Origin of the sequence: Salipiger sp. D13 (genome assembly GCF_003703915.1) — a bacterium.
GTDB classification, from domain to species: Bacteria; Pseudomonadota; Alphaproteobacteria; order Rhodobacterales; family Rhodobacteraceae; genus Salipiger; species Salipiger profundus.
Genome location: NZ_ML112615.1, coordinates 1 through 13,594, shown reverse-complemented (window position 1 = coordinate 13,594; position 13,594 = coordinate 1). Strand labels below are relative to the sequence as shown.

General features: G+C 65.7%; 13 protein-coding genes. 5 read left to right on the top strand and 8 right to left on the bottom strand.

The features are described 5' to 3' along the window. The 5 genes from D6860_RS17805 to D6860_RS17780 all read right to left on the bottom strand — a co-directional run. On the bottom strand, nt 1-257 hold a 257-nt coding region (locus D6860_RS17805), incomplete at its 3' end, for a peptidoglycan-binding domain-containing protein (protein ID WP_164845653.1). A 590-nt stretch (nt 258-847) separates the two neighbouring features. After that, complete coding sequence (locus D6860_RS17795) at nt 848-1,165, bottom strand: hypothetical protein (RefSeq protein WP_076624906.1); 318 nt, start codon at nt 1,163-1,165, stop codon at nt 848-850. A 10-nt stretch (nt 1,166-1,175) separates the two neighbouring features. Beyond that, nucleotides 1,176-2,000: a hypothetical protein gene (locus tag D6860_RS17790; protein ID WP_017469548.1), complete on the bottom strand. Its 825-nt coding sequence runs from the start codon at nt 1,998-2,000 to the stop codon at nt 1,176-1,178. 78 nt (nt 2,001-2,078) lie between these two features. Then, a protein-coding gene (locus D6860_RS17785; protein WP_128549300.1) for an IS3 family transposase occupies nt 2,079-3,205 on the bottom strand; the annotation gives its coding sequence in 2 pieces (ribosomal slippage) (nt 2,079-2,941 and nt 2,941-3,205; 1,128 coding nt in all). Nucleotides 3,206-3,551: 346 nt separating this feature from the next. Continuing rightward, a complete protein-coding gene (locus D6860_RS17780; RefSeq protein ID WP_229743384.1) occupies nt 3,552-5,018 on the bottom strand; it encodes a fused MFS/spermidine synthase in 1,467 nt (488 codons plus the stop codon). Nucleotides 5,019-5,404: 386 nt separating this feature from the next. On the opposite strand from D6860_RS17780, the gene D6860_RS17775 reads away from it, so the two are divergent. From D6860_RS17775 to D6860_RS17765, 3 genes are all read left to right on the top strand, one after another. Beyond that, entirely contained in the window at nt 5,405-5,644 is a 240-nt protein-coding gene (locus D6860_RS17775) for a hypothetical protein (protein WP_076624908.1), read from the top strand. Nucleotides 5,645-5,695: 51 nt separating this feature from the next. Next, nucleotides 5,696-5,905 carry a hypothetical protein gene (locus D6860_RS17770; protein ID WP_076624909.1) on the top strand — a complete coding sequence of 70 codons (210 nt, stop codon included), beginning with the start codon at nt 5,696-5,698 and terminating at the stop codon, nt 5,903-5,905. 225 nt (nt 5,906-6,130) lie between these two features. Beyond that, nucleotides 6,131-6,646, top strand: a complete 516-nt coding sequence (locus D6860_RS17765) for a hypothetical protein (RefSeq protein ID WP_076624910.1) — start codon at nt 6,131-6,133, stop codon at nt 6,644-6,646. 95 nt (nt 6,647-6,741) lie between these two features. Here D6860_RS17765 and D6860_RS17760 read toward each other — a convergent pair whose 3' ends face one another. The 3 genes from D6860_RS17760 to D6860_RS17750 all read right to left on the bottom strand — a co-directional run bounded on the left by D6860_RS17760 (nt 6,742) and on the right by D6860_RS17750 (nt 10,340). Beyond that, nucleotides 6,742-8,706 carry an HWE histidine kinase domain-containing protein gene (locus tag D6860_RS17760; RefSeq protein WP_076624911.1) on the bottom strand — a complete coding sequence of 655 codons (1,965 nt, stop codon included), beginning with the start codon at nt 8,704-8,706 and terminating at the stop codon, nt 6,742-6,744. Between the two features lie 133 nt (nt 8,707-8,839). Further along, on the bottom strand, nt 8,840-9,910 hold the full coding sequence (locus tag D6860_RS17755) for a hypothetical protein (protein WP_017467060.1): 1,071 nt from the start codon (nt 9,908-9,910) through the stop codon (nt 8,840-8,842). A gap of 211 nt (nt 9,911-10,121) precedes the next feature. Further along, nucleotides 10,122-10,340 carry a hypothetical protein gene (locus D6860_RS17750; RefSeq protein WP_017467059.1) on the bottom strand — a complete coding sequence of 73 codons (219 nt, stop codon included), beginning with the start codon at nt 10,338-10,340 and terminating at the stop codon, nt 10,122-10,124. 312 nt (nt 10,341-10,652) lie between these two features. On the opposite strand from D6860_RS17750, the gene D6860_RS17745 reads away from it, so the two are divergent. Continuing rightward, nucleotides 10,653-12,998: a mechanosensitive ion channel domain-containing protein gene (locus tag D6860_RS17745; RefSeq protein ID WP_076624912.1), complete on the top strand. Its 2,346-nt coding sequence runs from the start codon at nt 10,653-10,655 to the stop codon at nt 12,996-12,998. Nucleotides 12,999-13,308: 310 nt separating this feature from the next. After that, nucleotides 13,309-13,452, top strand: a complete 144-nt coding sequence (locus tag D6860_RS25355) for a hypothetical protein (protein ID WP_157895890.1) — start codon at nt 13,309-13,311, stop codon at nt 13,450-13,452. Nucleotides 13,453-13,594: the final 142 nt, after the last annotated feature.

Sequence of the window (13,594 nt, the reverse complement as noted above, 5' to 3'; positions counted from 1 at the left end):
CTTCGGCCATCAGCCGATTTGTGCAACAGAGCCCCGTCCCAGCCGTCGACGGCGCCGGCCTCGAAGCCTTGCGCGTTCAGCACCCGCTGTCCCGCCGCGACGAGCCGCCGCGCGGTCGGCCAGGCGCTGGAGCCGTCGCCGGCGTGCGCTTCGGTGATCTCGACGGCCGTCATGGTCTTCGGCCCGGCGATGCCGTCGATGGCGCCGGCGTAGTAGCCGGCCGAGGCCAGCAGCATCTGGACATGCGTACGATCCATGGTGATTTCCCATGCAAAAAGGCCCGGGCCGTGAGGACCGGGCGGTGCGGTATTGCAGCACCTCAGTGCGTTACACCGGGCGCGTGTTGAGTAAGTCGTTCGGACTCTTCAGTTTCTGTCGGCGGGCGCAGCACGACCCCAGCCCGTCCCGGGTCGCCGTCGTATATTCCCCCATGAATCTGCTGCGCCTGCACCTCTGGCCGTCATCCGCCCTCCGAGCAGAACGGCCCGAATATCCGGCGCCGGCCGCGCAGGTCTTCCATGACGTAATCGACGCAGACGCGGTGCACGCCCGAGGGCTGCGGACAGCCGCCGGTGNCGGTAGGTCCACGCGCCGCTGTCATCGCAGACCGTGCGCCAGCCCTCGCCGGTCGAGATCTGCACGCGGGCCGTCCAGTCGCCGCGCAGGACGCGCTTGATCATGCGGGTATAGAGGACATGATCGCCGTCGAGCTGCAGCGAAACGTCGATCCACGGCCGCTGCGGGGGCCGGTCGTCCCAGGCCTCGGTGAGCGGCTGGAACAGCAGCAGCGCCAGCCAGCTGACGATCAGCATGACGCCGAGGGTGCGGTTGGAGACGTCAGGACGGGTCATTTCTTCCTCCCGATCACGATGGCGACCCACTCGGCGAGCTGGCGCCCGGTAAGGCCGGCAAGGCTCTTGGCGATCGCGTAGCCGGTCATTGCGAGCAGCCCCGCCACCGCATTGCCGTAGATGGCGGGATCCCGGCCCAGCACGTCGAGCACGGGGCCTGGGAACAGGGTGGCGAAGAAGAGCCCGGAGCACACCCGCACCACCGCCATCCGGAAGGTCTGCTCTTCGCTGGTGAGGATCGAGACCAGGATGCCGCCGATCACTGCGGCGAGCATCCAGACGTTCTCGCCCAGCCAGGTTGTCAGGTGCTTCATCACTGCCCCGTCAGCCCAGCGAGATGCCCGCGCGGGCGGCCGCATAGGCCTCGAGCGCGCCGCGCTGCGCGGCGCTGATCCGCTCGCTGAGATAGTGGCCGTGGTAGGTGAAGTCGGCGTCCTGCGTCGCCACCCAGGACCCCGCCGCGTTGAAGGCGCCGCCGAGGGCGAGGTTGTCGACGCGCAGCCCCTCGGTATAGGTCGTGAAGTCCCCGACGAAGCTGCCGGCGACCGGGACGCCGTCGATTCGCAAGGTCGGCCGGCTGACGCCGTTGTGCTCGATGACGAAGACATGCGGGGTGCCGTCGTCGAGCCCGGTCACGTCCCAGGTCTCGCGCCGGGCCGCCGCCGCGCTCTCGCCGTCGTTGAGGCAGACGAAGCGCAGCGCGTTGTTCTGGATCTGCACCGCCCAGCCCGGGTCGCCGTTCTGCACGTCGTTCCAGCCGAGGACGGTCTTCGAGCCCGAGCCGGGGAAGGCATCGAAGCCCAGCACGAGAACGAGCGTCATGTCGGGCAGCACCAGGGGCGCACCGATGGCGCCGTCCTCGAGCTCGGCGGTGGTGATGACGCCAAGCTGCGGATCCGCCCCATCGCCCGCACCGAAGTGGAGCCCGCCGTCGTGGTTGGTCTCGGCGTAGAGCGTGCCGCTCACCTCGCCGGTGATCACCAGCCCCTCGATGCAGTCGGCATTGGCGATGTCTTCCCAGCGGCGGACCTCGACCCCGTCGGTCTTGCGCAGCTTGATGATGTCGCCGTTGATGCCGTTGGTCCCGAAGGTGGCGAAGATGAAGTCTCCGAAGACCGTGATGTGGTCCGAGTTGAAGGCGACGGTCACGACACGCGCGAGCGCCCCGCTCGTCGGGTTGTATTCCCGGATCTTGAGCTGACCCCATCGAGTGGTCCAGGTTAAATGCTAATGCATGGTCGGCCTTCGATCTATAGGGATGAAGGCCTCTGGCGCCGGCGCCCGATATCCGAGGGCACTATGCGGCCGGTCCCTGTTGTAGTGTTTTCGCCATCTTTCGATGAGGATTTGCGCCTCCCTCAACGAGTAGAAAATCTCGCCATTTGGTAGCTCATCCCGGAAGCGCGCATTGAAGCTCTCGCAGTATCCGTTCTCCCAGGGTGACCCGGGCTCGATGTAGGCGGTCTTCGCCCCCACCAGCTCGATCCAGTCGCGGACCTTCTGCGCGATGAACTCGGGACCATTGTCAGACCGGATGAACCGCGGCGGACCGCGCTGGATGAAGAGATCGGTCAGGGCGTCCATGACATCGGTGGAGTTCAGTCGCCTGTCGACACGGATCATTAACGCCTCCCGCGTATATTCATCGAGGATGTTGAGCGTCCGGTAAGCCCGGCCGTCACTGGTCCGGTCCTGCACGAAGTCGTAGGACCAGACGTGGTTGGGATGTTCAGGCTTCAGCCGCACACAGGAGCCGTCGTTCAGCCAGAGGCGGCCGCGTTTCTTCTGCTTGTGCGGGACCTTGAGCCCTTCGCGCCGCCAAATGCGCGCCACCCGCTTGTGGTTCACCTGCCAGCCCGCCCGGCGCAGCAGCACGGCGACCCGGCGGTAGCCGTAGCGGCCATACTCCCGAGCCAGTTCGATGACGTCGGCGGTCAGCCGCGCCTCGTCTTCCCGGCCCTGTGGTGGTTTGCGTTGCGTGGAGCGGTGCTGGCCAAGCACCCGGCAGGCCCGGCGTTCGGAGATGCCGAGTGTCTGGCATACATGCTCCACGCACTCGCGGCGGCGCGAAGGGCTTAGAAGTTTCCCCGAGCAGCCTCGGTCAGGATCAGCTTCTCGAGCGTCAGGTCAGATACCGCCCGCCGCAGCCTCAAGTTCTCCTTCTCGAGCTCCTTCAGCCGCGACAACTGTGCCCGGTTCATCCCGCCATACTGCTTCCGCCAGCGGTAGAACGTGTGCTGCGATATCCCGATCTGGCGCACCGCATCGGCCATCGACAGGCCCTGGCCGTGCAACACCTCGACCTGACGCAGCTTGGTGACAATGTCTTCCGGCTTCTCTCGCTTTCCAGCCATTCCGTAGTCCTCCTGTTCGCCGAAATCCTATCGGATTTCAGGCTTCGTGGGTGGACCACTTCAAAGGGGCTGGCTCACCGCGTGTCATGCGGGAAGGGCTTCTTCGCGTTTCAAAAGCTCGTCGTGTCCCTTCCAAGCGCCGCTGACGCCTCCTGAGACAGTACTGCGCAGGTACGCGACGCGGCCTCTGATCGACAGGACCGTGCGGGAAGAAAATGGGCGTCGGCGGATTGCGCTGCCGCTTTTCTGCAACGGGGCCTACGCCAAGCCATGGTGCAACGGGCCGAAGATTTTAGCCGGGATCGCGAACATGCGGCATTTGAAAACGCCGAACCTGTCAGTGGGACTATCTGTGGCCGAACCACCCGCGATCGTCGGTGAACGCGCGCCCTTCGGAAAGGTGCGTCTGACTGTAGCCCTCCGGCAGATCATTCAGGTCATCCAACGGTCGGGGGGACGCCGCGAAGAGAATGTTGCCCCGGCCCCGGGATGTGAAGGAACCGTGCACGACTTCGATGTGCGGGTAGAGTTCACTCAGGATTTCATTCACACCGCGCGCCAGGCGCCCGTCTGCCTGGTCGATCAGGTTGACGTATACAGGTCCGTCGACGATCTCCTTCAGGCGGGAAAAGGTCTCGCGCGTGACGAGGTGAGCCGGAACCGAGCCGGAGGAGAAAGCATCCATCACGGCGGCGTCGAAGCGTCGCTGCGTCTCGTTCAGATAAACCCGACCATCGGCGTGGACGATCCCCAGTCGACCGTCCGCTTCCCTGTCCTCCGAGGCGTCGTAGCCTGTCTGCACGATCATTTCGCCGGCCCGCGGCATGTGGTCCTGAACCACCTCGGTCACGAGAGGGTCGATCTCGACGGCAACCGCTTGCGCCTCGGGACGCGAGGCAAGCAGTTTCGTCGGCAGCGTATAGCCGCCGCCCCCGACGAACATCACTGACGCGTCAGCGCCAAGATCGCGCTCCATGCGCGCCCAGATCCATTCGGTGTAGCTCAGGGCCAGGCCCGAGGCCCCTTCCCCGTCCGCTCCCGAGATGCGTCGTTCGGCGGCCTGCAACTGCCCATCCGAGACGAGGCGCACCTCGGGACCCTGGCGGATCACGTGCAGGCAGGACAGGCCGGATTCGTACTGGCAGGCCGGGGCCCCGGCGAGCCCTGCGAAGGCAACGAAAGCTGCCGCCGCGATGGTCACGCCATGGTTCTCAGTGCCGCCGCCCCGGAGGAAGGGCAGGCACAGTAGGGCCAAGGCACCGCAGGCGGCAAAAGTCGCCGTCGCCCCGATCAGCGGCAGTGCCAGGAAACCCGCGAGAATGGCGCCGAAGATCGCACCGACAGAGCCCGCCGCCAGCACGAATCCCAGTGACGATCCCTCGCGACCCGGTCTGGCCTCGATCGCGAGCTTGGCGAGCAGTGGAGACGGCAGCGTCACGCAGACCGAGGCCGGAAAGAACACGATGAACACACTGAGCAACATTCCACTCGTGCCGCGCGCGCCCCATGAATTGAGCAGGCCCAGCAGCGTGGGCGACACGGCCATCAGAACGGCCGTGGCGATCAGGGCGCCGCGCACCTGGCGCAAGGCGCTGGGGCGCGGGCGTTCCGCAACGATCCCCCCGAGCGCGCTGCCCAGGGAGAAGCCACCGAGAACGGTCGCGATGACGGCTGTCCAGGTCAGCAGCGAGGTTCCGAAGAAGGGCGCAAGAACGCGGCCCGCGGCGATCTCGTAGGTCAGGCCCACGGCAGACAGGACGAGGATCAGCGCAATGATGATCGGGAAAGGGATAGCAGACTCCTTTGCGTTCAAGAGGACCGTCGGGCGGTTGCCATTCGATGCAGTGACGACATAGCGAATGTCCAGTGGATGTCATACCGGCCATCGAGGAAACCGCGCATCCTTGATCGTGCACCGAAGGGGATCAGCCCTTGGTCCAGGCAAGCGAGAACCCTGCGAAGGAACAGGAAAGCGGGCATTGGAAACGGCCGAACCAGGGGCAGCCAGGCGCAGGAAGCGGACGGTCGGCTTTGCCTCTGGATGGGCCGCAGGGCGCGCGGAACGGCAGGTCAGACCTCAGGCTGAAGACGGTAGCGAAAGTGCAACGGACCGATGACTTGTGACGGATGCGGAAACCTGGCTCGAGCATGACGAGGTTCCTGGGGAACGGTCATCTGAAGACCACGAGGGTGGCGCCCATGACCGCCGACGTCATCAATCTGCGCCGGGGGTATGGCGGCGATGGCCACCGGCGGATCGTCCTTCTGCTGCGGCTTTCCGGCTGGCAGGTGAACCCCAAGCACCCCTCCGGAAGATTTGCGATGCATATCGCCAGCCTGGCCGCGGCGGCAGGAGTCTGGCGGCGCGTGGGGGCCGAAATCCCGCCCAGGCAGAAGCACGGTGGCCGGCTGCGGCTGCAGACACGGGCAGGAACCTGACCACCGTCGCACTGGTTGGTCCGGACACACCTCGCTTAAAGGAGGCCAGCCATGCAGAGCAGAGATTGGACAATTCTTGAACGGCAAGGCGCGCGGGAAATCTGGCAGAGACAGATCGAGGCGCAGGATGGCACGACCGTGACGCAATACCGCGGTGAAGAGTTCACGGAGATCGATGGCGAGCGTCGGAAGGTCGACGAGACGCGTCACTTCGATAAACAGACCGAGGCCATGGCATGGCTGAACGGTCAGACCGGATAAACCGGGGGCCTTGCTTCTGCCCGGCATGCGCCGCCGTCTCCACCACTGCCGTCGCATGCCCCTTTCGCCTTCTCCCCGCCCATGCTCCGGCACATCCGGGCCGTGTGCTTGGCGTGTCGATGAGCGGTCCACTGCCGGAAAGGTGGTTCAGGATTCGATTTGGAACATTCGCCCGGGGGTCCGCATTGAGGGGGCAGAGATCGACACGACAAGGAGATCGACAGTATGACCAAGCGCATTCTCACCGCCACCACCGCAGCATTCGCCATCGCGATTGCGGGCGGCGCCAGTGCCCAATCCGACAACGAGGCCGACATCTCGGCGCAGGCGTCCGACGCGGCCGGTGAAATCGCCGATACCGTCTATGCCGTCGGCGAGTCCGCCACGGATACCGCACAGGCCGGGGTCGAGGCCGTGGGCGACGTTGCCGAAGAACCCTATGGCGGCGCGGCCAACATCTCGGCGCAGCTGGATGCCGCTCTGACCGATGACGCCGTGGTCCGTTCGAGCGACGGCGAGATCCTCGGCACGGTCTACAAGTTCGACCGGGACGCCGACCGTGTGCTCATCGACCTGGATGGCGAGATGGAGGGTGCCGATGACCGCGCCATCGAGAATGCGGCCGTGCAGCTTGCGTCGCTGAGCGCCGGCGAAAATGGTGTCGTGGTCGACATGACCGAAGCCCAGTTCTCTTCGGCGCTGCAGACCTCGACCCGGGCCAACGTCGTTTCCGAGGACTGAATCCGGACATCCGGAACAGGTTCCGGCGAAGCCCCGCCCCCCGGCGGGGCTTCTTTGCGTCTTTCCCCCCCGTGTGACGATGAGAGGCGCCGGTTTCAGCCGCCGAGCAGGTTCCTGACCGTCGCAAGGAGTTCGGCTTCGGAGACAGGCTTGGAGAGACGCGGAACGCCGGTCATGGAGTCGCCCTCGTAGCCAGATATGATCGCGACCCCGACGCCGCGCGCAACCAATGCCTGCACGATCTCGCGCGAGCTTTCACCGGCCAGGTTCTCGTCGACCAGCGCGACATCGGGAACGCCGCGTGCCATGCCATCGCGGGCAGATGCAATCGTGCCGAATTGCCCGAAGACATCGTAGCCGGCGGTCTCCATCATGCCTGCAAGATCGAGCGCGATGATCGGTTCGTCCTCGACGATCATGACCGAGCGCTTGCGGGCGCCGGGCGCCTCGGGGGCGCCGCCGGTGTTTCCTTGCAGGGCCGCGCCCCAGTGCTCCGTGGGCAGCGAAATGATGTAGCGCATCAGCCCGGCCGACTGTTTGGACGTGATCGCCCCCTTGAAATGGTCCTGGACGATCCGCCGCAACAGAATCGTTCCGAAGCCCTCGCGCAGGTCGCCGTTTGCATCGGGAATGGAGGTGCAGCGCTCTGTCCACGACAGCTCAAGCGGGCCGTCCTCTGCCGCGACAGACCAGTGCACCTCGAGCACTCCCGACGAATGCCCAAGCGCGCCGTACTTCACCGAGTTGGTGCTCAACTCGTGGAACATCATCGCCAGCAGCTGCGCATCCGCGGCGGCGAGCGTGACCTCGGGCCCATGAACCTCGACGCGCACGCGCTCCCCGACATCGAAGGTCCCGAGTTCCTCGTGGATCACGTCCCTGAGGCCCAGACCTTCCCAGCGCCGGTCCGACAGCAGCGAGTGAATGCGTGACAGGGCGGTGATGCGGTCGTCGAGCTTTTCCTTGTAGTCGGGCACGGTGTCCGCCGAGATCAGCCGGGCGAGCCCCCGCAGGATCGCCAGAAGGTTGCGCGCGCGGTGGTCGATCTCCCGCGCCATCACCACCTCGCGGGCGCGGGCGCGGTCGAGTTCAGCCCAGGACATCGTGGTCTGGACCACCTTCTCGATCAACGCCACGTCCAGCACGCTGGTGGTACGGGGCTGGGACCAGTGGACGAACAGCGCAGCCTCCAGCCGCCCCGCGCTCGTCCAGGGCACGAAAACGCCGTTCGACAGGTTCCGATCCACCAAGTAACGCCGTGTCTCCGGCTCGAGCGCGGGATCCTCGCAATCGACGAAGGCATCCCGGCCGGCGCGAAGCTCGGCCTCCGCGTTCGGGCCGACCCAGTTATCGCGCAGCGGCGAGATCGCCTCGGATTGCGGCGGGTAGATCACGCGGGTGACCCCGAGCGCCTCGTCGCGTCCGGGCTCCAGCACCCCGACGACATCGGCCCCGAGGTGCGTTCCGAGCCGCTCGAGCGCGAGCGTCATGCCCGCCTCGGCCGAGGCGCAGCCGCGCAACCCCTCGTTGAGGCGCACGACGAATTCCGCGTTGCGCCGCTGGATCACGTTCTGCGTGGTCTCGCTTCCCGAGTTCCAGACCCCGACGATGTCGCCCTTCTCACCGCGCAGGGGTGTGAAGCTGTAGTTCCAGTAGGTTTCCTCGACGCGACCGTAGCGCTGCATCGGCAACATCTGATCCTGGGCGAAGAGCCCCGTGCCGCTGCGGATAACCTCGTTGAACTGTGGCTCGATGACGTCCCAGATGTCACTCCAGACCCGTCTGGCCGGAGCACCGAGCGCCTCCGGATGGCGCGGCCCCGGGATTGGAGCCCAGGCATCGTTGTAAAGAAGGCGCAACTCGGGGCCCCAGTAGATCGCCGTCGGGAAAGCCGAGTTCAGGCAGATCGACAGTGCCAGCCGCAGGGACTGCGGCCACTCTTCAATCGGTCCGAAGGGATGCTCGCTCCAGTCAGTCTCGCGGATACGCCTGGCCATCTCGCCGTCACCGGCCAGAAAATCCATCGGCCCATACTGCGGGCTCTGCTGTCGCAGCATCATGTCCCTCCCCAAAAGACCGTCTTTCACCAAGATAGCGCCGCTTCTCCAACGGACCAGAGGTGCTTTCCTTCACGCAGCCACCGTTTTCGGGGGCTGACGCACGCCGACCCGGCCCGGTGCTCGCACCCGGCGCTCAGTGAAGGTTGGTCTTGCGCTTGCTTTTCTGCGCCAGCGTCTGCCGCAGGAATTCCTGCGGGTCGACGGTCTCCATCACGTGCGCGCAGGCAGCCTCGAAATCGGCATCGGGCTCGGAGTCGGCCACCTCGAGCGCCATCGCCTCGAACTCGTCGATCCCGAGGCTTGCGCGGCGAAGCAGTAGCGAATGGCTTCGGCGGTGCGTGGTGCGGTCGACGACGACGAATTGCACCGTCTCCGCCGTCTTCAGACGGTCGTAGGTCGGGTTCGGGAAATCCGCGAGGTCGACGAACTGTTCCTGCAGGAAGCCGTGCCCGGTGTTCGGCGCGATCTGCCACAGCCAGTAGCCGACACTGCCATGCGGGGTCGGAACGATGCCCGAGATGAGCCCCACCACGAGGTCGTCGACCTGCGCGAGCGGGCGCGCGAACTCGGGATCGCAGGCGCAAAGGATCACCGTTTCCGCCCCCTTATCGCCGAGCATCTCGTGGAACATGACCGATTGCGGCAGCGGCGTGACCTCTTCCGCATCGTCGGAGGCGTCCTCGGGGCCCACGTCGGGGTGGATCATGTGGGCGATGACACTGTCCGAGTGGATCCGGCCGGCGTCGATATCGCCCTCGATCTCGCCCACCATCTGGCCGACGCCCTCACGGACGAGGCTCAGGTGCGCATGCGCATCGTCTGTCGTGGTGGAGGAGACGCCGAGGAAACGCGCGCTGTAGCTCGGCACTTCCTTGCGTTCGGAGACCCCGCGGAAGACCCCGAGCGCGACGAGGTTGTAGCCGCCTTCGAGCGCGAACGAAACGGACTCGGTCCCGGCGACGAGACTGATCAGGCAGTTCGCCACGAGATCCTCGTAGGTCATGCCGTTCTCGGCCTGCCGGAGCTTGAGTTGGTCCCAGTTGTCGCCGCTGAAAAGCGCGCCGATCACCTGGACGTAATCGTCACCTTCCTTCGTGCCGAACACTTTGCGCCGTGCACGAACGTCCTCGGGGTCGAGATTGAAGGTCGCGAAATCGGCCTCGCCGAAGACGTGAACAAGCAGTCGGTCGTCGAGATCGGGCATACGGTCTCCGGCGGGCGGTTGCGATGGGCTCGGCGCCACACCTGACATGTTTCCGCGCCGGACAAAAGGCCACCGGTCAACGTCCGCGCGACGACAGCAAACGACCGCGGCTTTTCACCGGGGGCGGAGGCCTCTGGCCCCATGCCGCCACAAGGTCATCCGGCGATCACGGGAGCCAGCAGATGGTTCGCCTCTGGGTCGCCAGATCGCTTCAGAGGCTGACCTGATCCCGGAACACGTGACGGGTGATGTCTTCGCGGCGCAGGCCCCGCTCGGCCAGCTGCGCATCGCTCATGTTCGTCAGTTCCTGCAGGCGGCGCGCCTGCTGGGTGGTCTCGGCGATGGTCACCAGAACATCGAGAACGCGGCGGAAGATGCCGCGGCGGCTCTTGGCTTCGGTTTGCAGCGAATGGATGTCGGTTGCGGTCATGTCATCTCTCCTGATGTCTTCCGGGGCGCGCTGCGTCCCTGCTTGCCCGGATACCTAGGCGCTGCACTGCAGCATGACCACAGGACAGTTCGCAACGCCGCGTCCCGGTGCCTGCATGCCTCCGGTCGCGGTCCGGTGGATGAGCGTCCATCCGGGACCGCCCGAACCCGAAAACCTGCGCGACCGCGTCATCCAGGACTGCCGGATGGAGGCCCTGCCCGGCTCGCAACAACTTGACCCCATGCCCGTGCCGTTTTGCCGCGCTGCGCTATAGTCATGGCTGCAAATGATCAAGAAATCGAACGAGGTGACATGAGATCCCTGGGAAACAGACTGGCGGCGCTGCTGCTCGCCGCGCTGTCGATCGCCGTGCTCGCTCCCGCCGTCGCGCAGGCGCAGACCACCGCCCCCGAGGCCGAAACTGCCCAACAGTCCGCCACGAAGCTCGACCTGCTTCTTGACGTGATCGAAGACCCCGAAAGCCGGGACGCGCTCATTTCCGAGCTTCGCGCGACACGGGAAACGGCCGAAGCCGCCGCTGACGACGCCATCGTCGACACGCTGGCCGGCGAAGAGGCCGCGCCGTCCGAGGCGCTTTCATTCGGCCGCCGGATCGCCCTCATCACGCAGCAGACGGCCGAGGATGTCGCCTCGCGCGGCGAAGCCGTGTGGAACCAGATCACGCGCGCGCCGCAGGTGTTCGACGGCCTCGACGGTAGCGAGGCCGGCGTCCTGCTCGATGCGTTGCGCGACCTCGCGCTGATCATCGTCGCGACCGTCGCGGTGTTTCTCGTGCTGCGCCGCTTCGGCAAGGCATTCTATGGCCGCATGGGCGCCTCTGCCCGGGACAGTGGCATCCTGCGCACTGTCCTTCTCTTCCTTGCATCCGCAGTCATCGACGCGCTGATCGTCGTCGCCGCCTGGGCAGTGGGCTACCTTATCGCGACACTGTTCATCGGCAACTACGGGCAGATCGGCATTCGCCAGACGCTCTATCTCAACGCGTTCCTTCTGGTCGAGCTCGCCAAGGTCGTGGTGCGTCTTGCCCTGTCGCCCTCCGCCGGAAACCTGCGGCCACTACCGATCTCGAACACTGCCGCGCAGTATCTTGCGCGACGTCTCAACCTGATGGTCGGCCTCGTGGGCTACGGCCAGCTGCTGATCGTCCCGGTGATCAATGCCAACGTGTCGCTCGCCGCCGGGCGCGCCACGTCCGCGCTCATCGCGCTTCTCGTGGTCGGGCTTGCCATCTGGCTGGTGCTGCGCAACCGCCGACCGGTCGCCGACTGGCTCGAGCGCGGCGGACAGACCGAGGCGGAACACGCCGAAGAGGTCCGTGCCGCAGAGCAGGCCACCGAGGAAAATGCGCCGGTCTCCGCCGCCCCGGACGAGTTCCCGATGGGCGAGACCGAGGAGCCCCCGCGCAAGCGGCGCAGCGCGCTGAGGTTCCTTGTCCGCCACTGGCATTGGCCCGCCCTTCTCTACTTGCTCACCATGCTCGTGCTCGTGCTGGTGCAACCCGGGGACGCGGCCTTCCGATCGCTGCTGAACTCGGGCCAGGTCCTGGTCGTCGCACTGCTGGGGGTGATGATCTCGGGCGTGCTGACCCGCATCATGGTGCGCGGTGTGCAGCTTCCCGAGACGGTGACCCAGCGTCTGCCGCTGCTCGAACGGCGTCTCAACACCTTCGTGCCGAAGACCCTCTTCGTGCTGCGCTTCGCGATCTTCCTGCTGGTCGTGGTGTTCGCCCTGAACGCCATAAGCCTGATCGACCTGCGGGGCTGGATGGCAAGCCAGATCGGACTGCAGCTGACCAGTGCGATCTTCTCGGTGGCCGCCATCCTGCTCGTGGCCTTCGTGATCTGGGTCGCCATGACCTCCTGGGTCGACTATCGCCTGAACCCCGAGTTCGGCTCGGTGGCCACCGCTCGCGAGCGCACGCTGCTGACGCTCCTGCGCAATGCCGCCACGATCGCGCTGGTGATCATCACGCTGATGTTCGTGCTGTCCGAAGTCGGGCTCGACATCGCGCCGCTGCTGGCCTCGGCCGGGGTGCTCGGCCTTGCCATCGGCTTCGGTGCCCAGAAGCTGGTGCAGGACATCATCACCGGCATCTTCATCCAGTTCGAGAACGCGATGAACGTGGGCGACGTGGTGACCGTGGGCGGCACCACCGGCGTGGTCGAGCGCCTGACCATCCGCTCGGTCAGCCTGCGGGATCTCTCGGGCGCGTTCCACGTAATCCCCTTCTCGTCGGTAGACATGGTCACCAACTTCGTCCGCGAGTTCGGCTACTTCGTCTGCGACATGGGCGTGGCCTACCGCGAGAACATCGACGAGGTGAAACAGGCCATGCTGGACGCCTTCGAACAGCTCCGCGCCGACCCGGAGCAGGCGCAGTCGATCATGGGCGACCTCGAATGGTTCGGGATCAATGCCTTCGGCGACAGTGCCGTGGTGGTGCGTGCCCGGATCAAATGCGTGCCCGGCACGCAATGGGGCGTCGGCCGCGCCTACAACGGCGTCCTCAAGGAGGTCTTCGACGAACGCAACATCGAGATCCCCTTCCCCCACCAGACGCTCTACCTCGGAGAGTCCAAGCAGGGCGAGACCCAGCCTTTCCGGGTCCGCATGGAGGGCGACGGTTCCTCGGCCTGACCTTGGCGCACCTCACGCAGAAAAGCCGCACGGAATTCCGTGCGGCTTTTTTCATTTCTCATTGCCTGAGCCGTGCCTCGCGCGCTGCATGAGGTAACCGCGAGCGCGACTCTGACAGCTGTCGGCTGATCGCAAGAGAGGAATCATATATCGTCTGGCCCGGCGCCCTTCCGGTTCGCGGCTCCCCGCCGAAGCCCTAAATTTTCCGGCAGCCCTCCGCCGGAAAAGCGCAGGTGCCGCGGCCCGGGGTTCCCCGGTTTCCTCACGCCACCTAGGCTTTCCACGACAGGAAATGGAAGGAGACCACACCATGTCCCGCAACATCCTCGTCGTTCTGGCGCTGGTCGTCGTGATTGCGATCGTTGCCTTTTCAATGTTCGGCAACAACGGCACGGAGACCATAACACCCGATGCGACCACCGAGGAAGCGCCCCCGACCGAGCCAGCGGACTGACCGAGGCCCAAACGAGTCCGTCCGCGCCCCGATATCTACTCGGGGCGCGGCCGTAATTCAGAACGGCGAACGCCTGCACGGAGTGTAACCGGCTGGCATTGTGACGTGGTGCTGATTGGTGTGTGTTACATCGTACGAGAGG